The sequence below is a fragment of the Micromonospora sp. WMMD1128 genome (assembly GCF_027497235.1).
Taxonomy (GTDB): Bacteria; Actinomycetota; Actinomycetes; order Mycobacteriales; family Micromonosporaceae; genus Micromonospora.
In genome coordinates this window covers 362,411-384,904 of the sequence record NZ_CP114902.1, presented here as the reverse complement: position 1 = coordinate 384,904, position 22,494 = coordinate 362,411, and the positions used below count along the sequence as shown (strand labels likewise).

General features: G+C 72.0%; 23 protein-coding genes and 1 pseudogene. 8 read left to right on the top strand and 16 right to left on the bottom strand.

Translation table 11 applies throughout. The features are described from left to right. Nucleotides 1-101: 101 nt before the first annotated feature. On the top strand, nucleotides 102-1,436 hold the full coding sequence (locus tag O7602_RS01880; protein WP_281586527.1) for a potassium transporter TrkG: 1,335 nt from the start codon (nucleotides 102-104) through the stop codon (nucleotides 1,434-1,436). After that, a complete protein-coding gene (locus O7602_RS01875) occupies nucleotides 1,426-2,094 on the top strand; it encodes a TrkA family potassium uptake protein (protein ID WP_281586526.1) in 669 nt (222 codons plus the stop codon). Before O7602_RS01880 ends, O7602_RS01875 begins: the two co-directional genes overlap by 11 nt. 74 nt (nucleotides 2,095-2,168) lie before the next feature. On the opposite strand, the gene O7602_RS01870 is transcribed toward O7602_RS01875, so the two are convergent. The 7 genes from O7602_RS01870 to O7602_RS01840 all read right to left on the bottom strand — a co-directional run bounded on the left by O7602_RS01870 (nucleotide 2,169) and on the right by O7602_RS01840 (nucleotide 10,815). Beyond that, complete coding sequence (locus tag O7602_RS01870) at nucleotides 2,169-3,800, bottom strand: serine/threonine-protein kinase (protein WP_281586525.1); 1,632 nt, start codon at nucleotides 3,798-3,800, stop codon at nucleotides 2,169-2,171. Nucleotides 3,801-3,871: 71 nt separating this feature from the next. Then, nucleotides 3,872-5,404, bottom strand: coding sequence for a fused MFS/spermidine synthase (locus O7602_RS01865; RefSeq protein ID WP_281590068.1), 1,533 nt, complete (start codon nucleotides 5,402-5,404; stop codon nucleotides 3,872-3,874). A 57-nt stretch (nucleotides 5,405-5,461) separates the two neighbouring features. Beyond that, nucleotides 5,462-6,502 (bottom strand): hypothetical protein, encoded by a 1,041-nt coding sequence (locus O7602_RS01860; RefSeq protein WP_281586524.1) that lies wholly within the window; start codon nucleotides 6,500-6,502, stop codon nucleotides 5,462-5,464. A gap of 120 nt (nucleotides 6,503-6,622) precedes the next feature. Then, entirely contained in the window at nucleotides 6,623-7,432 is an 810-nt protein-coding gene (locus O7602_RS01855; RefSeq protein ID WP_281586523.1) for an inositol monophosphatase family protein, read from the bottom strand. After that, complete coding sequence (locus O7602_RS01850; protein ID WP_281586522.1) at nucleotides 7,425-7,877, bottom strand: response regulator; 453 nt, start codon at nucleotides 7,875-7,877, stop codon at nucleotides 7,425-7,427. The genes O7602_RS01855 and O7602_RS01850 overlap by 8 nt, the downstream gene beginning before the upstream one ends. Continuing rightward, complete coding sequence (locus O7602_RS01845; RefSeq protein ID WP_281586521.1) at nucleotides 7,874-9,577, bottom strand: sensor histidine kinase; 1,704 nt, start codon at nucleotides 9,575-9,577, stop codon at nucleotides 7,874-7,876. Before O7602_RS01845 ends, O7602_RS01850 begins: the two co-directional genes overlap by 4 nt. Further along, entirely contained in the window at nucleotides 9,577-10,815 is a 1,239-nt protein-coding gene (locus O7602_RS01840) for a fused response regulator/phosphatase (protein ID WP_281586520.1), read from the bottom strand. The genes O7602_RS01845 and O7602_RS01840 overlap by 1 nt, the downstream gene beginning before the upstream one ends. Before the next feature lie 267 nt (nucleotides 10,816-11,082). Here O7602_RS01840 and O7602_RS01835 point away from each other — a divergent pair, with 267 nt between their 5' ends. Beyond that, nucleotides 11,083-13,461 (top strand): M28 family peptidase, encoded by a 2,379-nt coding sequence (locus tag O7602_RS01835; RefSeq protein ID WP_281586519.1) that lies wholly within the window; start codon nucleotides 11,083-11,085, stop codon nucleotides 13,459-13,461. A gap of 70 nt (nucleotides 13,462-13,531) precedes the next feature. On the opposite strand, the gene O7602_RS01830 is transcribed toward O7602_RS01835, so the two are convergent. After that, the gene (locus tag O7602_RS01830) at nucleotides 13,532-14,365 is read right to left on the bottom strand and encodes an SDR family NAD(P)-dependent oxidoreductase (RefSeq protein WP_281586518.1); all 834 of its coding nucleotides are present in this window, start codon (nucleotides 14,363-14,365) and stop codon (nucleotides 13,532-13,534) included. A 108-nt stretch (nucleotides 14,366-14,473) separates the two neighbouring features. Here O7602_RS01830 and O7602_RS01825 point away from each other — a divergent pair, with 108 nt between their 5' ends. Then, nucleotides 14,474-15,079 (top strand): TetR/AcrR family transcriptional regulator, encoded by a 606-nt coding sequence (locus tag O7602_RS01825; RefSeq protein ID WP_281586517.1) that lies wholly within the window; start codon nucleotides 14,474-14,476, stop codon nucleotides 15,077-15,079. Nucleotides 15,080-15,152: 73 nt separating this feature from the next. On the opposite strand, the gene O7602_RS01820 is transcribed toward O7602_RS01825, so the two are convergent. The 3 genes from O7602_RS01820 to O7602_RS01810 are packed head-to-tail and all read right to left on the bottom strand — an operon-like array spanning nucleotide 15,153 to nucleotide 16,737. After that, nucleotides 15,153-15,731, bottom strand: coding sequence for a hypothetical protein (locus O7602_RS01820; protein WP_281586516.1), 579 nt, complete (start codon nucleotides 15,729-15,731; stop codon nucleotides 15,153-15,155). Further along, nucleotides 15,731-16,555, bottom strand: a complete 825-nt coding sequence (locus tag O7602_RS01815; protein ID WP_281586515.1) for an AAA family ATPase — start codon at nucleotides 16,553-16,555, stop codon at nucleotides 15,731-15,733. Before O7602_RS01815 ends, O7602_RS01820 begins: the two co-directional genes overlap by 1 nt. Further along, a complete protein-coding gene (locus O7602_RS01810; RefSeq protein ID WP_281586514.1) occupies nucleotides 16,552-16,737 on the bottom strand; it encodes a hypothetical protein in 186 nt (61 codons plus the stop codon). The genes O7602_RS01815 and O7602_RS01810 overlap by 4 nt, the downstream gene beginning before the upstream one ends. A gap of 507 nt (nucleotides 16,738-17,244) precedes the next feature. Between O7602_RS01810 and O7602_RS01805 the strand changes: the two genes are divergently transcribed. Then, nucleotides 17,245-17,694 carry a GNAT family N-acetyltransferase gene (locus O7602_RS01805; protein ID WP_281586513.1) on the top strand — a complete coding sequence of 150 codons (450 nt, stop codon included), beginning with the start codon at nucleotides 17,245-17,247 and terminating at the stop codon, nucleotides 17,692-17,694. Nucleotides 17,695-17,722: 28 nt separating this feature from the next. Then, complete coding sequence (locus O7602_RS01800; protein ID WP_281586512.1) at nucleotides 17,723-18,190, top strand: hypothetical protein; 468 nt, start codon at nucleotides 17,723-17,725, stop codon at nucleotides 18,188-18,190. Between the two features lie 5 nt (nucleotides 18,191-18,195). On the opposite strand, the gene O7602_RS01795 is transcribed toward O7602_RS01800, so the two are convergent. From O7602_RS01795 to O7602_RS01775, 5 genes are all read right to left on the bottom strand, one after another. Further along, entirely contained in the window at nucleotides 18,196-18,348 is a 153-nt protein-coding gene (locus O7602_RS01795) for a hypothetical protein (protein WP_281590650.1), read from the bottom strand. Beyond that, nucleotides 18,345-18,644 (bottom strand): type II toxin-antitoxin system Phd/YefM family antitoxin, encoded by a 300-nt coding sequence (locus tag O7602_RS01790; protein ID WP_281586511.1) that lies wholly within the window; start codon nucleotides 18,642-18,644, stop codon nucleotides 18,345-18,347. The genes O7602_RS01795 and O7602_RS01790 overlap by 4 nt, the downstream gene beginning before the upstream one ends. Before the next feature lie 112 nt (nucleotides 18,645-18,756). Then, nucleotides 18,757-19,011: a Smr/MutS family protein gene (locus O7602_RS01785; protein WP_013288724.1), complete on the bottom strand. Its 255-nt coding sequence runs from the start codon at nucleotides 19,009-19,011 to the stop codon at nucleotides 18,757-18,759. A gap of 56 nt (nucleotides 19,012-19,067) precedes the next feature. After that, nucleotides 19,068-19,430 carry a tetratricopeptide repeat protein gene (locus O7602_RS01780; RefSeq protein ID WP_281586510.1) on the bottom strand — a complete coding sequence of 121 codons (363 nt, stop codon included), beginning with the start codon at nucleotides 19,428-19,430 and terminating at the stop codon, nucleotides 19,068-19,070. 86 nt (nucleotides 19,431-19,516) lie between these two features. After that, nucleotides 19,517-20,287, bottom strand: a complete 771-nt coding sequence (locus O7602_RS01775) for an ROK family protein (RefSeq protein WP_281586509.1) — start codon at nucleotides 20,285-20,287, stop codon at nucleotides 19,517-19,519. Nucleotides 20,288-20,372: 85 nt separating this feature from the next. Between O7602_RS01775 and O7602_RS01770 the strand changes: the two genes are divergently transcribed. Both O7602_RS01770 and O7602_RS01765 read left to right on the top strand, forming a co-directional pair. Further along, nucleotides 20,373-22,010: an ABC-F family ATP-binding cassette domain-containing protein gene (locus tag O7602_RS01770; protein WP_281586508.1), complete on the top strand. Its 1,638-nt coding sequence runs from the start codon at nucleotides 20,373-20,375 to the stop codon at nucleotides 22,008-22,010. Nucleotides 22,011-22,048: 38 nt separating this feature from the next. Then, a pseudogene (locus O7602_RS01765) lies at nucleotides 22,049-22,300 on the top strand (hypothetical protein); the annotation flags it as partial. Nucleotides 22,301-22,494: the final 194 nt, after the last annotated feature.

Sequence of the window (22,494 nt, the reverse complement as noted above, 5' to 3'; positions counted from 1 at the left end):
TCTCCTGTCGGCGATGGGTACGCACAGCAGACCCGGCGTGGTTGGCGTGCAGTTGGTCGGTTCCTGACCTGCCGGTGAATCTCCGGACGGAAGATGACGTGGTGCGCCGTCTGCTCCGGAAGCCGGTACGGCTGGTGCCGCTCGGGTTCCTGGCGGTGATCCTGATCGGCACCGGCGTGCTCATGCTGCCCTGGGCCGACCACGCGCACCGGTGGACCCCGTTCTCGACCGCGCTGTTCACCGCCACGTCGGCGGTCTCGGTCACCGGCATGACGATGGTCGACACGCCGACCTACTGGAACAACTTCGGGCTCGTGACGATCATGGTGCTGACCCAACTCGGCGGCCTCGGCATCCTGACCGGCGCGTCGCTGGTGATCCTGGCGGTCTCCCGACAGCTCGGCCTGCGTAACCGGCTGCTCGTGCAGGCCGAGAGCGCCGAGTTCGGTCTCGGTGACGTGCGCCGGCTGCTGCTCCGGATCGCGGCCACCGTCTTCGTCACCGAAGCCGTGATGACCGCCGTGCTCAGCGCGCGCTTCTGGTTCGCCTACGACTATCCGCCGGGGCACGCGCTGTGGTTCGCCGTGTTCCACTCGGTCCAGGCGTTCAACAACAACGGCTTCACCCTCTACTCCGACGGGCTGGTCGCCTTCTCCCGGGACCCGTGGGTGACGCTGTCACTCAGCTTCGGCTCGATCATCGGCGGGCTCGGCTTCCCGGCGTTGTTCGAGGCGACGCGGGAGTGGCGGCGGCCGGCACGCTGGGCGGTGGCTACCAAGCTCACCGTCTGGGGCAGCGTGGTGCTCACCGCGTTCGGTTTCGGCTACCTGCTGCTGGCCGAGTGGACCAACCCGGGCACGATCGGCACCTACGACGCGCCGGGCAAGGTGCTGGCCGCGTTCGGTCAGATCGCGTTGAGCCGGACCGCCGGCTTCGACGTGATCAACGTCGACCGGCTCGCCGAGGAGAGCTACCCGATGTTGATCGGCCTGATGTTCATCGGCGGCGGCAGCGCCAGCACCGCCGGCGGCATCAAGGTCTCCACGTTCTTCCTGCTCGGCTTCGCGATCTGGGCGGAGTTGCGCGGCGAGCCGGACACCACGGTCGGGCGCCGCCGGGTGTCGCCGGCCAGCCAGCGGCAGGCGCTGACGGTCGCCCTGCTCAGCGTGGCGCTCGTGGCCGCCGGCACGGTCGGGTTGATCGTGTTCACCTCGCACGTGCGCTTCTACGCCGCGCTGTTCGAGGTCACCTCCGCGTTCAGCACCACCGGGCTCACCGTCGGACTCAGCCGGGAGCTGCCACCGCACGGCCAGTACGTGCTGACCGCGCTCATGTACATCGGTCGGGTCGGCCCGCTCACCCTCGGATCGGCGCTCGCGTTGAACACCAGGCGACGTTTGTACCGCTATCCAGAGGAGCAACCCATTGTCGGCTAGACACTCGGACGACACCGGCGTCATCGTGATCGGCCTGGGTCGGTTCGGCTACCACCTCGCCCGGGCGCTGACCCGCCTCGGCCACGACGTACTCGCCGTCGACCGCGACGCGCCCCGGGTCCAACGGTGGGCCGCCGAGCTGGACCGGGTGGTGCAGGCCGACGCCACCGAGGAGACGGCGCTGCGCCAGCTCGGCGTGGCGGACTTCCCGCGGGTGGTGGTGGCCATCGGCGCCTCGGTCGAGGCGAGCGTGCTCACCGTGCTGGCCCTGACCGAGCTGGGCATCCCGCAGATCTGGGCGCGTGCCACCTCGGAGAAGCACGCCAAGATCCTGCACTCGGTCGGCGCGCACCACGTCGTCTTCCCGGAGGCGGAGACCGGCGAACGGGTCGCGCACCTGATCATCAGCCGGATGCTCGACTTCATCGAGTTCGGCGACGACTTCGCGATCGCCAAGGTGCGAGTGCCCCCGCCGCTGGTGGGGCGCAGGCTACGTGAGGTCGCCCCGCGGGACCGGTACGGGGTGATGGTGGTCGGCGCGAAGCTGCCCGGCGAGCCGTTCCGCTACACCGATCCGGACACCGTCCTGACGCCGGACAGCGTGCTCATCGTGGAGGGCAGCATCAACCAGGTGCAGCGCTTCGCGGAGCTGACCTGACCGTCAGCCCTTCGGCCCCTTGGGCCCCTTCGGTCCCTTGCCCTTGCCGGGCCCACCCCCCTCCGGCTGTTCGCCTAGCCTTTTCCCTTGCCGCTCTCCTTGCCCTTGGCCTTGGGTGGCTTCGGCGGCTTGGCCTTCGGCGCCGGCTTCGGTTTCGCCTTCGCCGGCCCGCTCTTGGCCACGGTCTTCGTGGTCTTCGTGGCCGGCTTGGCCGGGGCCTTCGTCTTCGGCGCGGTGGTGACCGGAACCGAACCGGCGATGCCCGACACCTGCACCCCGCACGGGTGGCCGCCGAGCGTGAACGCCACCGGCAGCGTGTTGCTCCCGGTGTAGCGCCCGGCCAGCGTCAGCTTCGTCGACGCGCCCGGTGCCAGTGCCGGCGCGGACGTCGGCGCCGCGACCGACACCGTCCGCCCCACCTGGCGTACCGCGGGTTGGGCGGTGGTCACCGCCTGCTTGCCGGGGAAGCTGAAGCTCATGGTCCAGTCGCGCAGCTCCCGGGCGCCGGTGTTGGTGAGTGTCAGCTCGGCGGAGAAGTCCTTGCCGGTGTCGCGGCGCAACGAGTAGTCGACCGCGCAGGGCACCGGCTCGGGCAGGCCCATCCGTGCCTCGGTCGGTTCCACCCCGCCGCTGGCCGGGCTCTTCGACGTCAGACCCCACATCGTGGCGGTGACCGCGATCAACCCGGCGGCGGCCACCCCGGCCTCCACCCTGCGCCGCCGGGCCGCCGAACGTCGGGTCCGGGTGCGGATCGACGAGTACGGCAGCGCGTCGGTCGCCGCCGACCAGGGCAGGATCGTGGTGTTCGCGTTCTCGGCCAGCACCGGGTCGACGGGGCCGAACGCCGGGGACACCGGCACGATCGACGCGATCCCGACCGCCTCGGCGAGCGTACGGGCCACCTCGGCGGTGACCGGCCGGTCCTCGGGGCGCTTGGCCAGGCAACGGTGGACCAGGTCGGCGACCGGCGCCGGAAGCCCCGGCACCGGGGGCATCGGGTCGGGGTCGCGGTACATGTGGGCGCGCAGCATCTCGGTGGTGGTGCTGGCCTGCCACGGCAGCCGCCCGGTGAGCATCCGGTAGAGCAGCAGGCCGACCGCGTAGACGTCGGTGGCCGGCGAGACGTGGCCGTTGTCCAGCCGCTCCGGCGCGAGGTAGGCGGGCGTGCCGAGCAACGCGCCGTCCGGCCCCTTGTCGCTCTCCCCGACGAGCGCCGAGATGCCGAAGTCGACGACCTTCACCCCGTTGGGGGTGAGCATGACGTTGCCGGGGGTGACGTCGCGGTGCACCACGCCCCGGGCGTGCGCGGTGGCGAGCGCCGAGGCGACCTCCGCGCCGATGGTCAGCGCCTCCCGCCAGGGAAGCTGCCCGTCCCGGCCGAGCCGGCCGCTGAGCGGGCCGCCGTCGACAAGCTCCATGACCACGTACGGCACGGTCAGCCCGACCTGGACGGACTCGCCGTAGTCGTACACGTTGGTGATGTTGGGGTGGCAGAGCCGCGCGGCGGCCTGCGCCTCGACGCGGATCCGGTGCCGGAACGCCTTGTCGCTGGCGAGCCGCGAGGCGAGCACCTTGACCGCCACCTGCCGGCCGAGCACCTCGTCGTAGCCGCGCCAGACCACCGACATGCCACCGGCGCCCAACTGCTCGACCAGCCGGTACCGCTCACCGAGCAGTTGCACGCCGTTCCTGACCGCTCCGCCCATGGTCGGTGCAGTTGCCCGAAGCCGACCCCGCTACACCTGTGCGGTCGGAATCGGTCAGGAATGTCACCCGTTCAGGCGGTCGCGAGGAGCTGGTCCACCGGCGCGTAGTCGTCCGTGAGCACCCGCGCGTCCCCCACCCAGTCGGCCGTGCGCGCCTCGTCGAGCAGCTCGGCCGGCTCGGGGAGCCGCTTCAGGCCGGGCGGGATCCCCGCCAGCGGCAGCGGCACGTCCGAGGCGACGATCACGAAGTTCGCGCCGTGCTGCCCGGCGATCGCGCCCGGCGGGGCGATCAGCGCGACGTGCGCGAACACGGCCGAGACGGTGGCCAGTTCGGCCCGGATGAACCGGTCCGGCGGATAGTCGATGACGTTCTGCACGTAGATCCCGTCCGGGCGGAGCACCCGGCGGATGTCGGCGGCCATCTCCCGGGTGGCCAGGTGCCAGGGCACCACCAGGTGACCGAACGCGTCGCCGACGACGAAGTCGCGGCTGTCGGTCGGCTCGCCGCCGAGCAGCACCCGCGCGTCGCCCACCCGGGCGCGCAGCTTCGGCCCGGTGCGCAGGCCCATTTCCCGCCGGTCCAGCTCGACCAGGCCGCCGTCGACCTCGAAGACCAGGTTGTCGCTGCCGGGCCGGGTCGCGGCCAGGTAGTTGGGCACGGTGAATCCGCCGCCGCCCAGGTGCAGCGCGTCCATCGGCTGCCCGGCCGGCCGCGCCAGGTCCGCGACCAGGCCGACCCACTGGGCGTACGAGTATTTCAGGTGGGTCGGGTCGGCCAGGTCGACGTACGAGTGCTCGGCCGAGTTGAGGTAGAGCGTGCGCCCCTCCGGCAACGCCGGGTCCGCCTCGACCCGGGCGCAGTGGTAGGCGGTCTCCACGTCGCACGGGTTCGGCGCGGCGGCGGTGAGCCCGGCGGCGGCGAGGCCGAGCAGCGCCAGCGCCGCCTTGGCCCGGCCCGGCGTCGACAGCCCGCTCCCCGAGCGCCGCCGCAGCCAGAACCCCAGCGCCAGCCCGGTGACGCCGAGCACCCCGGCGAGCGCCAGCACGATCACCGAGCTGGGCAGCGCGGCGACCAGGATGAAGCCGGTGCCCAGCGTGGCGGTGATGCCGCCGAGCGTGCCGATGCTGGACAGCTTGCCGACCACCTGGCCGGTGCGGCGCAGGTCGGCGAGTTGGAGCTTCACCACGAGCGGGGTGATCCCGGCCAGCAGCGCCGCCGGCAGCAGCACGGTGAGCGCGGTCAGCAGCAGCACCGCGCTGGCCGCGCCGCCGCGCAACGCCTCACCGGCGTACCTGACGATGGGCAGGGTGACCGCGGTGGCGATGCCGGCCAGCACCAGGGCCGGGGCGAGCAGGGTACGCGGGTCCCGCCGGTCGGCGAGCCACCCGCCCATCCACGCCCCGTACGCGATGGCGGCGAGCGCCATGCCGATGACCGAGCTGGTCACCTGGAGGGTCACCCCGACGTACGGGCCGACCAGGCGCAGCGAGACGGTCTCCAGCACCAGCACCGCCCCGCTGGAGAGGAAGACCAGGAAGGCGGCCAGCCCGTTCGGCAGGGCGTGCGGCGCGGCCGGCGCCGTGGTTGCCGGTTTCGTGACGATGTCGGACGATGTGCTGCTCACCGTCGCGAGGGTACGCGGCGTTCCTGACCGTTCGGGTCAGTACATCGAGATGTGAACATGGTTTGTGTGGTCGGCGGCCGGGCTGCCGCCCCCGCTGTACGCCCGCCAGCCGGTGTTCGGCATCCAGATCTGCCGGTACCAGATCACGTACATGATGCCCAGCTTGCTGGCGTTGTTCTTCGCCCAGTTGGCGAGGCTGTCCCCGTACGACTTGTCGCCGCCGGTGGCCGAGCGGTCCTCGAAGCCGCCGGTGGCGGCGGCGAAGTCGCAGGCCCGGCCCTTGGGGTGCTCACCGCCTCCGCCGCTGCGGTGACAGGAGGCGTAGCGCTTGTAACCCGCCGCCTTGGCCTGCTGGAGCATGTGCAGCGTGCGCGGGGTGATGCAGCCGCTGGCCGGCGTCGGGTCGTCCACCGAGCAGGACTCCGACGGCCACGAGCCGTCCGAGTTACGTGGCGCGGGCTTGGCCGAGGAGGAGCCGCCGCTGAAGCCGGAGCCGGCCCCGGAGCTGACCTTGGCCAGCGCCACCTCGGCGTCCTTCTTCTTCCGGGCCAGCACGGCGAGCTGCTTCTGCTGCTCCCGCACCTCGACGTCGATGGCCAGCTTCGACTCGACCGCCTGCGCCTTCGCCTCGGCCAGGTCACCGAGCCGCTTGCTGTCCCGCTGGGCCATCATGTCCAGCTCGGCCGCGCGGTGGAGGAAGTCGTCCGGGCCGGAGCTGGCGAGCAGCATCGACACCGGGGTCAGCCGGCCCTGCCGGTAGGACTGCACGGCCACCTCGCCGGCCTGGGCGGTCAGCCCGACCAGGCGTACCTCGATGTCCCTGAGCTGGGTCGCCAGCGCGGCCTGGCGGCGCTTGGAGTTGTCCAGCTTGTTCTTCGCCTCGATGTGGCCCTTCGCCGCGGCCTCCAGCGCCGCCCGGAGCTGCTTGCTGCCGCCCTCGTCGCCGGCGTTCGGGCTGGGCGCGGCGGCGGCCGGGCCGCCGACGGCGAGGCCGGCGCCGAGCAGCACGGCCGTCGCGGTGAGCAGCGTCAGCAGCGACCGGCGGACGCGCCGGCCGGTGAGCCAGGTCCTGGGCACGTGATGGTCCTTCCGTCAACCGCCGGTCACGATACCGGACCACGTGCGTCGCGCCAGATTCGTGACCTCCGATGGCGGATAGTGTCGACGCAGCGTGTCGCCACCGTGGCGCAGCGCCGCTCAGTGCGCCAGCAGCGCCCCGTACACCTCGTCCCAGATCTCCGCGCTGGCCGCGACCAGCAGGCCCCGCCCCTCGTCGGCCGGGTGGTAGTCGGTGCCGTCGAACCGGCGGGCCACCCCGCCGGCCTCCCGGACCAGCAGCGTGCCGGGGGTGTGGTCCCACGGCAGCGTGCGCCAGAACAGCACGAACTGCTGCGCGCCGGTGAGCATGTCCAGGTATTCCCGGCCGGCGCAGTGCTGGCCGGGCAGCAGCTCACCGATCCGGCGGCCACCGGCCTCGACGTCGCGGCGGAACTCCTGGGGCAGGAACGTCGTCATCGCGGTGCCGCGCATCGCACCCGCCGCCGGCGCCGGCCCGTCGGTCCGCACCGGCGTGTCGCCGAGCCGGGTTCCCGCGCCGAGCCGCCCGGCCGCCATCGTGCCGTCCAGCGGGTCGTAGACCCAGGAGGCCACCGGCACGCCGTCGGTGAGCAGCGCGGCCATCAAGGCGAAGGGCCGCCGGCCGGCGGCGAAGTTGGACGTGCCGTCGACCGGGTCGACCAACCACACGTCACCGCTGCGGTGCAGGTGCCGGAGCAGGTCCGGATCCTCGGCGACGGCCTCCTCGCCGACCACCACCGAGCCGGGGCGCAACCGCCGCAACCCTTCGGAGATCACCTTTTCGGCCTCGCGGTCGGCGACGGTCACCACCTCGCCGGGCGCCTTCTCGGAGATGTCGGACGGGTCCAGCCGGCGGAACATCGGCACGACCACCTCGGCCGCCGCCTCCCGGAGCAGCGCGGCGACGTCGTCCAGCAGCGCGTCAGCCACGCGGCGGCAGCTTGACCACGCTGACGAAGAACTCGTCGATCTGGCGGACCACCGAGATGAAACGCTCGAAGTCCACCGGCTTGGTCACGTAGGCGTTGGCGTGGAGCTGGTAGCTGCGCAGGATGTCCTCGTCGGCCTGCGAGGTGGTGAGCACCACGACCGGGATCCGGCGTAGCTGCTCGTCCTGCTTGATCTCCTCCAGCACCTCCCGGCCGTCCCGGCGGGGCAGGTTCAGGTCGAGCAGGATCAGGTCGGGCGCCACCGCGTCCGCGTACGGTCCCTCGCGACGCAGGTAGGCAAGCGCCTCGGCGCCGTCGGAGACGACAGTCAGGCGGTTGCGGAGCTTGTGCTCCTCGAACGCCTCCTGGGTCATCAGCACGTCACCCGGATCGTCCTCGACGAGCAGGACCTCGATCGGGCTCTTGCCGTCCGCGGGCGCGGTCATCCCACCGTCTCCTTCATGTCACCGTTTGTATCCTGTCGGTCCGCCCCCGCGGGCGGCTCTGCCCCGGCCGCCCCGTCCGGCTGACCCTCGGCGTCCACCGGCTCCGCGCTCTCCGCGCTCTCCGCCTCGTCGGCGGCCTTCGCCGCCTCGATGTCGGCCGCCAGCGCGGGCAGCGTGAACCGGATGGTGGTGCCCTCCCCCGCGTCGGTGTCCACCCAGACCCGGCCGCCGTGGTATTCCACGATCTTCTTGACGATCGCCAGCCCGATGCCGGTGCCCGGGTACGCGTCCTTGGAGTGCAGCCGCTGGAAGATCACGAAGATCTTGTCGGCGAACTCCGGCTCGATCCCGATGCCGTTGTCCCGGCAGCTGATCTCCCACTCGCCGTCGACCAGCCGGGCCGACACGTGCACCTTCGGCGGCACGTCGGGGCGGCGGAACTTCACCGAGTTGCTGACCAGATTGGCCAGCAGGTTGGTCAGCAGCGGCTCCTCACCACTGATCGTCGGCATCCGGTCCCAGGTCAGCTCCGCGTCCGCGTACTGCCGCGCCGCCTCGGTCTGCCCGGCCACGTCACCCATCACCTTGTTCAGGTCGACCTCGGTGAAGCCGGTGGTGAGCCGGCCGATCCGGGAGAACGCCAACAGGTCGTTGATGAGCCGCTGCATCCGCTGCGCGCCATCCACCGCGAACGCGATGTACTGGTCCGCCCGCTCGTCGAGCTGCCCGGCGTAGCGCCGCTGGAGGAGCTGGCAGAAGCTGGCCACCTTGCGCAGCGGCTCCTGGAGGTCGTGCGAGGCCACGTACGCGAACTGCTCCAGGTCGCGGTTGGAGCGGGTCAACTCCTCGGCCTGCTTCTGAAGCTGGTCGTTGACCCACTCGATCCGTTCCCGGGCCTGGCGTACCTCGTCCAGGTCCTGGGCGATCTTCTGCCGCATCTGGTCGATGTCGTCGGCGAGCTGGCGGAACTCCGGCGGGCCGGAGCCGGCGATGCGGTGCTGGTAGTCGCCGTCGGCGACCTCCCGCACCTGGCCGACCAGGGCGGCCAGCGGGCGGACCAGGATCCGGTCGAGCGACAGCAGCATCACCGCGCCGGCCACCGCCACCACCAGCGCCGCGACGACCAGCAGCACGACGAGCGCGTTGCTCGTGGCGTTGACCCGGTCGGCGGTCTGCTTCCGGACGGCCAGGATCTCGTCCTGGAGCGTGGTCACCGACGCCCGGATGCCGTCGAACTGCCGCCGGGTCTGGTCGGTGATCAACGCCCGACCGGCCGCCGGGCCGCCGCGCTCGGTGGTCGCTATCACCGGCTCGGCCACCTGGGTCCGCCACTGCTCGGCCTGCCCCTCGATGACGGCCAGCTCACGGCGCACACCCGGGTAGTCGGCGGAGAGCCCGCGGATCGAGGCGACCAGGCCCTGCTCGCGCCGCAGGCCCTCCTGATAGGGCGCCAGGTCGCTGCGGTCACCGTTCACCGCGTACCCGCGCACCGCGGTCTCCTGGTCCAGCAGCGCGCTCATCAACTCCTGCGCCTGGACCCGCAGCGGACCGGTCCTGAGCAGCACCGCGTCGATGTTCTGCCGGTTCTTCGCCGCGACCGTCGCCTCCGCGGCGGCCAGCCCGAGCAGCAGCACCAGGACCACGCCGAGCAGCGCGACCACCCGCCGCCGCAGGGTCCACCCCTGCTGGTACGCCTTCATTAGCGACCCCCGCCCCGGGTCACCAGCAACATCGCCACGTCGTCGGCGAGCGGGCCACCGTTGATCTGCTCGGCACGGCCGACCAGCCAGGCCGGCAGCTCGGACAGTGGCACCGCCCGGTTGGCCGGGTCGGCGAGCAGGCCGGTGAGCCCCGGCACGTCGAGTCGTTCGTCGCCGCCGTCGACCCGACCCTCGATAAGGCCGTCGGTGTACATCAGCAGGGACCAGTCATCGGTGTCGAACTCCAGATCGAAGGCAACGGGGCGACGGGGGCGGACGCCGAGCAGCAGCCCGCCCTTGGCCGGCACCGGGGCGACCTTACCGCCGCTGATCAGCAGCGGCGGCGGGTGACCGGCGAGCCGTACGGTGGCCCGGGCGGACGCCAGGTCGAGCCGGGCGGTGGCCACCGTCGCGAAGATCTCCTGGAGCCGGCGCTCGCTCATCAGCACCTGCTCCAGCGCCGGCAGCACCTCGTCGTCGGGCACCCCGGCCAGCACCAGCGCCCGCCAGGCCACGCGCAGCTCGACCCCGAGCGCCGCCTCGTCCACGCCGTGGCCGCACACGTCGCCGACGATCAGGTCGATCCGGTCCGGTCGGGTCTGCACCACGTCGTAGAAGTCGCCGCCGATCAGCGCGGCGTGCCGGCCGGGCCGGTAGAACGTGTGCACCGACACCTCGTCGGTGGTCATCAGCGGCTGCGGCAGCAGGCCCCGCTCCAGGCGGGCGGACTCGGCCTGGCGCAGCTCCACCTCGCGCAGCCGGCGGGCGTTCTCGTCGGCCCGCTTGCGCTCCACCGCGTAGCGCAGCGCCCGGGTCAGCAGGACGCCATCTACCTGCCCCTTGACCAGGTAGTCCTGCGCCCCTTCGGCGACCGCCACGATGCCCAGGTGCTCGTCGGAGCGGCCGGTCAGCACGCAGACCGCGGCGCCGCTTGCCATCTCCAGCGCCCGCCGCAGCCCGTCCAGGCCCTGCGCGTCGGGCAGGCCCAGGTCGAGCAGGACGCAGTCGACACCCATCACCCGCTGCCGGGCCTCGCTGAGGCTTGTCGCCACCAGCAGGTCGATCATCGAGTTGGTCTCGGCGAGCAACTCGCCGACCAGGAAGGCGTCGCCCTCGTCGTCCTCGACCAGGAGCACCCGCAGCCGTTCACCAGGCGGAAGGCCACCGTGCAGCCCCGCGCCACCTCGGGGCGCGACGGCAGAAGCCGACACGCCGGCACCCCGGTGCGGCCGGGCCACCGCCGCGAGTCGCGGGAGTTCGCTGGTGATGTCGGGCTCCTTTCGAGTGCCCTTGCTGATCCTGGCGGAGACAACGGTCGCACACCACGGCACCGCCGCCGGTGTGGCGGGTGGGTGCCCCGTCCGTCCGGACAGCGGCGGGACCGACCCACGATGTTACGCGGGAGCGCTGCCAACCCGGCAGCGCACCGACCGGGAGTGCCGCCGCACCCGGCTGGGGTGCAGGATGATGCCCACCCCCGTAGATCCACCCCCCGAGGAGTCCCCGTGGGCGTACCTCCCATCCGCCCCGCCGACCGCGCGTTCGCCAAGCCGCGCCGCCGGCTGCCCGCCGCCGTCGCCGCGCTGGTCGCGCTGCTCGCCGTCGGGGCGGGCGTCGTGGTCAGCCTCGCCACCCCGGCCCCGCGCCCGGCGAGCGCGCCGGCCGGCGACTTCAGCGCCGCCCGGGCGTACCGGACCGTCGAGGTGATCGCGGCCCGGCCGCACGTGGCCGGCAGTGCGGCCAACGACCGGGTACGCGAACACCTGGTCGGCGCGCTGCGCGGGCTGGGCCTGGAGACCGAGGTGCAGGACGCGGTGGCGCCCGAGGCCGGTCAGCTCAGCGGCGCGGCCGGCGGGGCGACGCTGGCGCGGGTCCGCAACGTGGTGGCCCGGCTCCCCGGCACCGACCCGACCGGCAAGGTCTTCCTGGTCGCGCACTACGACTCGGTGCAGACCGGGCCGGGCGGCAACGACGACGCGGCCGGCACCGCCACCATCCTGGAGGTGGCCCGGGCGCTGACCACCGGCCCGCGCCCCCGCAACGACGTGGTCTTCGTGCTCACCGACGCGGAGGAGGCGTGCCTGTGCGGCGCCGCCGGCTTCGCCGCCGACCACCCGCTCGCCGACGGCGGCGGGGTGGTGCTCAACCTGGAGGCGCGTGGCTCCACCGGTCCGGTGATCATGTTCGAGACGTCCCGGAACAACGCGAAGCTCGTGGACGTCTTCGGCCGGGCCGCCCCGCACCCGGTGGGCACCTCGTTCGCCGTGGAGATCTACCGGGCGCTGCCGAACGACACCGACTTCACCGCGTTCCTCGACCGCGACTTCGTCGGGCTCAACTCCGCCTACATCGACGGCGGCGCGATCTACCACACCCCGCTCGACGTGCCGGCCCGGATGGACCGGGGCAGCCTCCAGATGCACGGCGACAACGCGCTGGGCCTGGCCCGCGAGTTCGGCCGCACCGACCTGGGCGACCTGCGGTCCGGCCACGACGACACCTACTTCCCGGTGCTCGGCCTGCTGGTCCGCTATCCCGGCGGGTTGAACCTGCCGCTGGCTGTGGCCGCCCTGCTCGCGGTGGGCGCGCTCGGCTGGCTGCTGCGCCGCCGGGGCCGGGCCACCGCCGGCACGCTCGCCGCCGGCGCCGGCCTGGCCCTGGCGCCGGTCGTCGTGGCCCCGCTCGGCGCGTGGCTGCTCTGGGCCGCGATCACCACGATCCGTCCCGGGTACGCCGAGCTGCTCGACCCGTACCGTCCGGGCTGGTACCGCCTGGCCGTGGTGGCGCTCGCCGCCACGGTGCTCCTCTGCTGGTACGCGCTGCTCCGCCGCCGGTTCGGCCCGGCCGCGCTGGCGTTCGGCGGCCTGCTCTGGCTGGCCCTGTTCGGCGTGCTGCTCGCCGTGCTGGTGCCCGGCGCGGCGTACCTGACGACCCTGCCGGCCCTGGCCGGCGCGCTCGCCGGCCTCGCCGCGCTCGCCACCCGCCGGGACGGCCCGTGGCCGGTGGTCGCGGTGACGCTTGCCGGCGCGGTCGCCGTGATCATCCTGCTGCCCACGGTGGTGCTGCTCTTCCCGGCGCTCGGCATGGGCATGGGCGCGGTGGCCGCGCTGTTCGCGACGCTGCTCGGCCTGGCCGCGCTACCAGTGGTGGACCTGCTGCACCCCCGGGCCGGCGGCCAGCGCGGCCTGCTCGCGCTGCGCGCCCGCCGCCTCGGCGCGCTGCCGGCCGGGGCCGCGTTCGTGGCGGCGGCGGTGTTCGCCGGGGTCGGCCTCGCCGTCGACCGTTTCGACGCCGACCATCCCGTGCCCACCCACCTGATGTACGCGCTCGACGCCGGCACGCGGAAGGCGGCCTGGCTCAGCCACGAGGAGATGCCGCAACCCTGGACCGACAGCTACGTCGACCGGAACATCTCGGTGGCCGACGACTTCCCCGGGATCGGCGACGGCGAGTTGCGCGCCGGCCCGGCTCCGGCGGCGTCCCTGCCCGCGCCGAAGCTGGAGGTGCTCGCCGACGACCGCACCGGCGACCAGCGGGTGCTGCGGGTGCGGGTGACCCCGCAGCGGTCCGTCCGCCTGCTCACGCTGCACGTGGACACGCGCACCGCCACCGTGCGGTCCGCCACGGTGGCCGGGCGGGACGTGCCGGTCAAGGCGCGCGAGGGCCGGTGGGGCTTCGGCGTCGTGTTCCACGCGCCGCCGCCGGAGGGGGTGGAGATCACGTTGACGCTGGTGCCGCGGGGCGACACCGTGACGGTGCGCGCGATGGACGCCAGCGACGGGTTGTCCTCCGTGCCCGGGTTCCGGGCGCGTCCGGCGAATGTGGGCGTGGTCGGCTCGCACAGCTCGGAGATGCTGGCGGTGGCGCAGACGTACACGCTTTGATCAACGCCATCTCGCCGAAGTGGCGGTATCCGGGCGCCGGGATACCGCCACTTCGGCGTACCGGCGGGCCTCAGGCCGTTCCGGGGGCGGGCGTCGCGCGCTCGGCCGCGCGGCTGACCTGTTCCCAGCTCGCCCAGGTGTCCATCCGCCGGCGGGAGAGGTCGAACGCCAGGTCGTACACCATGCTGCCGAACAGCAGCCGCAGCGGCGGGTCGTCGCTGTCGACGAGTCGCAGCAGAGCCTCGGCGGCCAGCCGGGGCTCGCTGTCGACGGAGCCTTCCGCCCACTGCCGCTCCAACTCGGCACGGAGCGGCGCGTACGCGTCCATCGGGGTGGTGGCGCTGACGCTCGTGTAGAGGTCGGTCCAGTAGCCGCCCGGCTGCACGATGCTGACCTTGATGCCGAAGGCCGCCGCCTCCGCCGCCAGGGCCTCGCTCATGCCCTCCAGCGCGAACTTGCTCGCGCTGTACAGCCCGGTGCTCGGGAAGCCACCGAGCGCGGCGATGCTGGAAACCTGCACGATGTGGCCGGACCGTTGCGCGCGCAGGTGCGGCAGCACGGCCTGGCTGACCCACAGCGCGCCGAAGACGTTCACCTCGAACTGGGCCCGCGCCTCGGCCTCGGTGAACTCCTCGATCATGCCCATGGACAGGGTGCCGGCGTTGTTGACGACGACGTCGAGCCGCCCGAAGTGCTCGACGGCGCTGGCCACGGCGGCGAAGACGGCCGCCCGGTCGGTCACGTCCAGGGTCAGGGTCAGCAGCCGGTCGCCGTGCCGGGCGTCGAAGTGGTCCCGGGTGACGGTCCGGGCCGCGGCGGCCACCCGGTCGCCCCGGTTCAGCGCGGCCTCGGCGAACGCGCGGCCCAAGCCGCGGCTGGCGCCGGTGATGAACCAGGTGCGCATGTCGGTGTTTCCCTTCGGTCGGTGAGACGAGACGGTCCGTCTCGACCCTGCCCCCCTCCCTCCCCCTTCGTCAAGACGAGACGGTTCGTCTCGCTGTATGGTGCTCCCATGACGCCGCCGAACACGGCCCGCCGGCGGGAGACCTCCCGCCGCGCCATCCTCACCGCCGCCTTCGACCTGCTCCAGGAGATCGACTACGCGAAGGTCAGCATCGAGGGCATCGCCGCCCGCGCCGGCGTCGGCAAACAGACCATCTACCGCTGGTGGCCCTCGAAGGGGGCGGTCATCCTCGAAGCCTTCCTTTTGCTCAGCGAGGGCGCCGAGGGCGAGCCGATCCGGCTGCCGGACACCGGCGACCTGGCCGCCGACCTGACCGAGGTGCTGCGGGCCACCGTCGCCGAGCTGACCGACCCCCGGTACGAGCCACCGATGCGCGCGCTGGCCACCGAGATCGCCCACGACCCCAAGCTGGCGGCGGCCTACCACGAACGGCTGGACGGGCCGCTGCGGGAGGCCAAACGGGAACGCCTGCGCAGCGCCCAGCAGGCCGGACAACTCGCCGAGGACATCGACCTCGACATCGCGGCGGACATGATCTGGGGTCCGCTGTTCCGGCGGTGGCTGCACCGCAGCGGACCGCTCACCACCGACTACGCCGACCGCCTCGTCGCCACCGCCCTCGACGGGCTGCGGCCTCGCGGCTCTCGGCAGTGATGTCGAGGGAGGCCGGCCCTGCTTCTCTGCCGGTGCCGCGCGCCTACGCGCTCCGGCCTGCTGGCTGGCGACGTCACTTCGCGCGTACGTGACGGTAGACGACCTGCAACTCGGACAGGTTGTGGTCGACCACGCTGAGCTCCTGCCCAGAAACGGCCTCGCGGAGCCGGGCCGCCTCCTCGGGCTCGACGGCGGAGGTGCCGTACTTCTGGTTGGCCTCCTCGCGCTTCCCCGGGCGGTAGGTGTAGTACGCGTCGACCCGTCGGACATCGAGGTTGTCGGAGCACTGCTGGATGTAGTCCCGCGCCTTCGCCAGCATCGGCGCCACCTGCGTGTCGATCGGCCCGTCGGCCTTGAGCATGAACTCGTGCTTGGTTGACCCCTGGGTGAGCAGGAAGGCGTGCCGCTCCCAGTCGATCTTCAGCGCGAGGTAGGCGACGATCGAGTCGTCCGGACCGTACGCGATCAGCTTCACCTGGGCGAGCAACCTGTCACGGATGCTCCTCATGATGATCTCGAGGGCGGACGCCGGTGCCCGCACCGCGCTGGCGATCTCCCGGGCGACGTGCGCGATGACGTTCAGCCGCACGAGGACCACCACTTCCGGGTCCACATCGACGGAGACGTCGATGTCGTCCTCGCCGTCGTCCATCACTCACCACCCGTCCGGAAGTAGGTCAGGCGCCGCCGGGTGAGACCTCGCCGCTGCAACGCGTCCTCGATCTCGTCGAGCGTCACCCCGCCGACGCCGTTGGCGTACCGCTGCCGCGCCTCGACGATGCCCATCTGCGGGTTTTCCGAGAGGAAGTCGAAGATCTTGTCGCCGAGGCACTCCACCAAGGCGGACGAGATGGCGGCCACGGAGAGGCCCGGATAACGGGCGGCAAGCTTCTCGACCTGCCCGAGCGTGAGTCCGGGCACCCGCGCGTGCAGCGCAGAATAGATCATCTCGGCCCGTTCGGCGGTGTTCGGCTCCCAACTGAAGACCCGCATCCGGCCGGGCCTGATCAGCGGTCCGTGCAGCGTCGACAGATCGTTTGTGGTGAGCACGATCGGAAACCGCCGGCTCGTCCCCACGTCGCACATCCGCACGTCGTCGGCGAGGTTCATCAGGAAGCCCGTCAGGAGCTGCGAGTTCACCGTGTAGCGGGCGTTCCGGTCCCGCCCGGCCGGCCCGAGGTCGAAGTCCTCCAGGACGAGCACCGGAAAGCTGTTCTCGACCTCGGCGTGCTGTGCGGCCCGTTTGTAGAGGCCGCGAAGCTGCTCCACCGGGCGGCCCTCCGAACGTCCGCCCAGCTCCGACGAGGAGAACCGGAAAGGGACGAACCCGGCGGCCTTGAGCGACGCCGCGGTCTGGAACGACTTTCCGTCACCGGGCGGACCGACCACGGCCAACAGCAGGGGATAATTGTCCAGGCACGATACGGCGAAGCAATGGGAGAGAACAGCCTTGCGAAACCTTTCCGGCACGCTCACTCGGGGTCGACCTCATTTCGCGTCTTTCGATATTCGAAGGTGTCACCCTGCTGCAGCAGAAAGTTGACGTCGGTCAGGATTGCGACCTGAAGTTCCTTCTCCGACATTCCGGCGTACTCGCTCTTGCGGCCGACCAGTGGCAGCACCTGCTGACCCGGCGGTGGCGCCGCGACCGGGGCCACCGGGGCGACCGGAATCGGCCGCTGCCGAGGCGGAGCGGGGGCGACAGCCGGGCCGGACGCCGGTCGGACGCCCCGGACATGCGCCACCGGTTTCGTCGGTGCGGGTCGCTCCGGCCGTTCGGCCTTGACGGCCCTGACCGTGTATACACCGGTGATGAGCGCCGCCAATACGCCGAGAGCAGCGACTACTATTTCCGTCATTGGTACCGCTCCAGGGGTGGGTCCGACGAGTCTACGAAGATTCCGCCAATTGCCAGTATGGCCGGACGGGGCAAGGTCGACGGCTCTCCGACCCGTCCCGATGCCCGCCCAGCCAAACCCCGACGACCCGATGGTCAACTGTCACCGGCCGGACCGGACCATGCGATCACCGTCAATCAGAAGCACGACAGGAACAACCTGGATTTCCCATGGCATTCGGGGCCGTCATCATGATCGCCGTCCGCGGGACTCCCGTCCGCGGATATCGGGTCGCCGGCTCCACATCCGCTCGCTACGCTGCGCCGCATGCGGCTGGAACGGGTCACTCCCGACAACTACGAGGCGGCGCTCGCGCTGTCGGTGCGCCCGGATCAGGAGGACCTGGTCGCGCCGGTGGTCAAGTCGCTGGCCGAGGCGTACGTCTTTCCCGAGCACGCCTGGCCAAGGTTGATCTTCGACGGCGACCGGCTCGTGGGCTTCCTGATGGCCTTCTTCGACATTCCGTGGGGCGATGATCCCGACGACAGGCGCGCCGGCCTGTGGCGCCTGAACATCGCGGCCGACGCGCAGGGCCACGGCTACGGTCGGTTCGCCGTGGAGGCGGTGTGCGCGGAGATCCGCGCCCGGGGCGACACCCGGGCATACGTCACCTGGGAGCCCCGCGACGGAGGGCCGGAGCCGTTCTACCTGAAGCTGGGCTTCCGCCCGACCGGCGAGCAGAGCGAGGGCCAGACGGTCGCCGTCCTGGACCTGTAGCGCCTCCCTGATGTCGGCCCCCACTGGCATGATCCGCGCCGTGGGGATTCTCTGCGATTACTTCTCGGCGCCCTCCGATGAGGCTGCTGCCGCGGTCGCCGACGTCCTGGGCGGTCCGCGCGCGGCGGCCGATCCCGGCTTCGATGTCGTCGAGCTGAAAGGGATCGAGCCGGCCGTGCGGCTCGGGACGCTGGAGGCGCTACTGACCAACCTCGATTACGACGCGGTGACGCGGAACCCCCGGCAGGGCAAGGCCGTCGCGGTCCGTGATGACGGCGAGGTGCTGGTCATCTCGCTGACCGACGAACTGCGAGCCGCGCTGGCCGACGCCCCGGAGAGTCGGCTGCGTGAGGTGGCGCGGCCGTGGTCCGAGACCGAGGAGTTCTGGGGGCAGGGTGACCAATCGGTCCTGGCCGAGGTGCTGATCGAGCTGGCCGGGTTGGCTCGCCGGGCGACGACCCGGGACGAGCGCCTCTACTGCTGGGTCTGCGTCTAACCGCGTCAGTTCGGAGAGGTGGGGGCGCGCAGTCGGACACGGTCGTCCGCAGCGGGATCGGAAACCAGGCCGAGGATCGCACTCAGGACGGTCAGGAAGACATTACGCGGCTGCTTGTGCAGCCAGACCAGCACGTCCCGGTCGATCTGGACCTTCACGCCGCCTCACCGTTGGCGCGGTCGGCCAGCAGAGCCTCCACCTCTTTCGGGTCGACTCCGAGCGATTCCAGGGCTGCCGACAATGGGATGAACTGGCCGTCTGCGCGGGATCGAGCAATCACCTCGGAGTCCCGACGGTCACGGAATGCCTCGATCTCCTCCCACTCGTCGATGCCGACCAGCACGGCGACGGGTCGTTCGTACTTGGTGATGATGACCGGTTCACCGGTGCGTTCGACCGCCTCCAGCACCCGGCCCGCACCATCGCGAAACTCCCGCAGCGTCATCGTCGCCATGTACCGGACTGTACCACGCGGTACCGTGCCAGATATAACGTGATTGCCCGATCGGAGCGCCCGGCTTACCGCCACCTCGGCGAAGTGGAGTGGATCAAGCGCCAGCCAAGGGCTACTTCCAGCGGAAGTGGACGAACAGGCGGCCGAAGTTCTTCGAGTCCTTCTCGACCCGGTGGTAGAGCTGCTTGACGTCCTTCTGGTCGAGGAAGCGCAGCACCTTCTTCTTGAGCGCGCCGGAGCCCTTGCCCGGGATGATCTCCACGAGCGTGGCCTTCTTCGCCACCGCCTCGTCCATGATCCCGCGCAGCGCGCGATCGATGTCGTGGCCCTTGTTGTAGATGTCGTGGAGATCGAGCTTCAGCTTCACGCTTCCATCCTAGGTACGCCGAAGGGCAGCCCAACCGGGCTGCCCTTCGGCATCGCTCACCGACCGACCCGTCCCTCGACCCGCTCGAGCGCGGTGGTGTAGTCGGTGTTCGTCGAGTACATCGCCGCCGCGATGCGCAGGTGCCGCAGCGCGTCGGCCGGCCGGTTCATCCGCTCCAGCGTCCGGCCCAGCACGTGGTGCGCGTAGTGGTCGCTCGGGTCCCGGTCGACCAGCTCACGCAGGTGCTCCTCGGCCCGGTTGAGCTGGGCCGACTGGAAGTAGGCGCGGGCCAGCAACTGCCGCACCGAGGAGTTGTCGGGCTCCGCCTCGATGATCGGCTCGAGCAGCCGGGCCGCCCCGGTCGGGTCCCCGGAGTCGAAGAACATGGTCGCCCGCCGGTACTCCGCCAGAAGGTCCACCTGACCCACCTCCTCGTGTCGCGTCAGCCCTTTGTCCGACGCTGGCACAACACCGAAGGAACCGCGAGTGTTCCACCCGGTAAAGATCAGGGCGTGGGGTCGTACCGATCGCCCACCAGCTCCCACGCCCGGACACCGCCCACGATTCCGGCCGTGTTCGGGACGACCACGACGTCGTCCCCCATCCGGGCCACCTGCTCCGGCCGGATCAACCGCGAGTTGCCCCCGCCCAGATAGAGCCGGTCCCAACGGAACACCGGCCGCAGGCCGTCCACCACCTGCCGGATCCGCCGGGACCAGAACGCGTCGCCGAGGCGCCGCCGTTCCGGCTCCCCGACGTACGTGTCGTAGGTGGTGTTCCACCGCACCGGCGCGTGCGACAGCTCCAGGTGCGGGGCGATCGTCCCGCCGTCGAAGAGCGCGCTGCCCAGCCCGGTGCCGAGCGTCAGGACCAGTTCGCAGCCGGTCCCGGCGACCACGCCCGCGCCGTGCACCTCGGCGTCGTTGAGGACCAGCGCCGGCACGTCGAACGCCTCGGCCAGCGCGCCGCGCGCGTCGTACCCGGACCACTCCGCGACCAGGTCCGGGTCGACGCGGCTGCGCGGCCCGGAGCGGGTCACGTAGTGCGGGGTGGCCACCACCACGCCGTGCCGGATCATGCCGGGCATCCCGACGGTGAGCCGGTCCGCCGCGGGCAGGCGGGCGCCGAGATCCCGCAGCGTCCGCACGAACACGGCCGGGGGCAGGGGGTACGGCGTGGGCACGCGCAACGGGCGGGCCCGCATGGTGCCGGCGGCATCAAGCACGGAGGCTTTGATCCCGCCGCCTCCGCAGTCGATCGCCAATGTGGTCACCACGGCTGTGAGTCTCCCTCACGTCGGTACCTTCCCAAGCGCGGGACACGGTAATCCGGATGCGCCCGCCGGTATTCTCGGTGTCCTGATGAGCGCCACGTTGATCGCCAAGGATCTCACCGCCGGCCACGGTGACCGCCTCCTCTTCGAAGACCTCAGCCTGGTCGTCGCGCCCGGCGACGTGGTCGGCCTGGTCGGGGTGAACGGCGCCGGCAAGTCCACGCTCCTGCGGACGCTCGCCGGCCTCCAACCCCGCGAGCAGGGCACGGTGGCGTTGAACCCGCCCAGCGCCACGGTCGGCTACCTGCCGCAGGAGCCGGAACGCCGGCCGGGCGAGACGGTCCGTGACTTCCTGGCCCGGCGCACCGGTGTGACCGCCGCGCAGGCCGCGCTCGACGCCGCCACCGAGGCGCTGACCGCCGGCGCGGCCGGCGCCGACGACGCGTACCCGATCGCCTTGGAACGGTGGTTGGACCTGGGCGGCGCGGACCTGGATGAGCGGGCCGAGCAGGTCGCCGCGGAGCTGGGCCTCGACGTGGGCCTGGACCATCCGACGGTCGGGCTGTCCGGCGGGCAGGCGGCCCGCGCCGGGCTGGCCTCGCTGCTGCTCAGTCGCTACGACATCTTCCTGCTCGACGAGCCCACGAACGACCTCGACCTGGCCGGGCTGGACCGGCTGGAACGCTTCGTCACCGGGCTGCGCGCCGGCACCGTGCTGGTCAGCCACGACCGCGAATTTCTCACCCGCACGGTCAACCGGATCGTCGAGCTGGACCTGCATCAGCGGCAGGTCAACCACTACGGCGGCGGCTACGCGGCCTACCTGGAGGAACGCGCCGTGGCGCGCCGGCACGCCCGCGAGGAGTTCGAGGAGTACGCCGACACGAAGGCCGATCTGGAGGCGCGCGCCCGGACCCAGCGGGCCTGGATGGAGAAGGGCGTGAAGAACGCCCGCCGCAAGGCCACCGACAACGACAAGATCGGCCGCAAGTTCCGCACCGAGGCGACCGAGAAGCAGGCGGCGAAGGCGAAGCAGACCGCCCGGCTGATCGAGCGGCTGGAGGTGGTCGAGGAGCCGCGCAAGGAGTGGGAGCTGCGGATGGAGATCGCCGCCGCGCCCCGCGCCGGCGCCGTCGTGGCCGCGCTCCGAGGCGCCGTGGTACGCCGGGGAGCCTTCACGCTCGGCCCGGTGGACCTCCAGATCGACTGGGCCGACCGGGTGGCGATCACCGGGGCGAACGGCTCCGGCAAGAGCACCCTGCTGGCCGCGCTGCTGGGCCGGCTGCCCCTGGACGAGGGGCACGCGGCGCTCGGCCCGGGTGTGGTGGTGGGCGAGGTCGACCAGGCCCGCGGGCTGTTCCTCGGCGACCAGCCGCTGCTCGACGCGTTCGCCGCCGCCGTACCCGAGCTGAAGCCCGCGGACGTCCGGACACTGCTGGCCAAGTTCGGCCTGCGGGCCGACCACGTGCTGCGCCCGGCGGCGACGCTCTCCCCCGGCGAACGGACCCGGGCCGCGCTGGCGCTGCTCCAGGGCCGTGGGGTCAACCTGCTGGTGCTCGACGAGCCGACGAACCACCTCGACCTGGCCGCGATCGAGCAGTTGGAGTCGGCGCTTGCCGGTTACCCCGGCACGCTGCTGCTGGTGACCCACGACCGGCGGATGCTCGACGCGGTGAGCGTCAACCGGCGGCTGCGCGTGACGGACGGACGGATCGCCGAGGACTGATCCGTGCCGGCCCGCCGGTCGGGGGCCACAATGACCCCATGCTCAAGTGGGAGTACGCGCTGCTGGTCCGCCGCCGCCAGGCCGCGACCACCGACGCCGGGTGGGAGATCGTCTTCCACTGGTACGGCCCGGACGGCACCATGGTCGACGTCACGCCCTACGGCGACACCTCGCTGGTCCACCTGAACCGGGCCGGTGACCAGGGCTGGGAGCTGGTCGCGATGAGCGAGGACCCGTCGTTGGAAGGCCACGCCGAGCTGCACCGCTATCACCTGAAGCGCCCGAAGTCGCCCGCTCCCCAGCCCCGCCAGCGCCTCCGCCCCACCCGTCCCACCCGCCGCACCCTCCCCACCTGACCCACCCCAACCCCCCTCCCGGCGCGTTGATCATGAAGTTAGCGGCAGCTCCGTGCCCGATTTATCGCCGCCAACCCCATGATCAACGGCCCTGCTCCGGCAGTTCCGGGGCGGGACGGCGGACGGCG

What these genes read in the sequence shown, in the direction of transcription:
- O7602_RS01800 (WP_281586512.1), top strand. Translation starts at nt 17,723, where the DNA reads ATGATCCGCGCCGTGGGGATTCTCTGCGATTACTTCTCGGCGCCCTCC.
- O7602_RS01805 (WP_281586513.1), top strand. Translation starts at nt 17,245, where the DNA reads ATGCGGCTGGAACGGGTCACTCCCGACAACTACGAGGCGGCGCTCGCG.
- O7602_RS01850 (WP_281586522.1), bottom strand. Translation starts at nt 7,877, where the DNA reads ATGACCGCGCCCGCGGACGGCAAGAGCCCGATCGAGGTCCTGCTCGTC.
- O7602_RS01845 (WP_281586521.1), bottom strand. Translation starts at nt 9,577, where the DNA reads ATGAAGGCGTACCAGCAGGGGTGGACCCTGCGGCGGCGGGTGGTCGCG.
- O7602_RS01770 (WP_281586508.1), top strand. Translation starts at nt 20,373, where the DNA reads ATGAGCGCCACGTTGATCGCCAAGGATCTCACCGCCGGCCACGGTGAC.
- O7602_RS01790 (WP_281586511.1), bottom strand. Translation starts at nt 18,644, where the DNA reads ATGGCGACGATGACGCTGCGGGAGTTTCGCGATGGTGCGGGCCGGGTG.
- O7602_RS01830 (WP_281586518.1), bottom strand. Translation starts at nt 14,365, where the DNA reads ATGCGCACCTGGTTCATCACCGGCGCCAGCCGCGGCTTGGGCCGCGCG.
- O7602_RS01820 (WP_281586516.1), bottom strand. Translation starts at nt 15,731, where the DNA reads ATGGACGACGGCGAGGACGACATCGACGTCTCCGTCGATGTGGACCCG.
- O7602_RS01870 (WP_281586525.1), bottom strand. Translation starts at nt 3,800, where the DNA reads ATGGGCGGAGCGGTCAGGAACGGCGTGCAACTGCTCGGTGAGCGGTAC.
- O7602_RS01825 (WP_281586517.1), top strand. Translation starts at nt 14,474, where the DNA reads ATGACGCCGCCGAACACGGCCCGCCGGCGGGAGACCTCCCGCCGCGCC.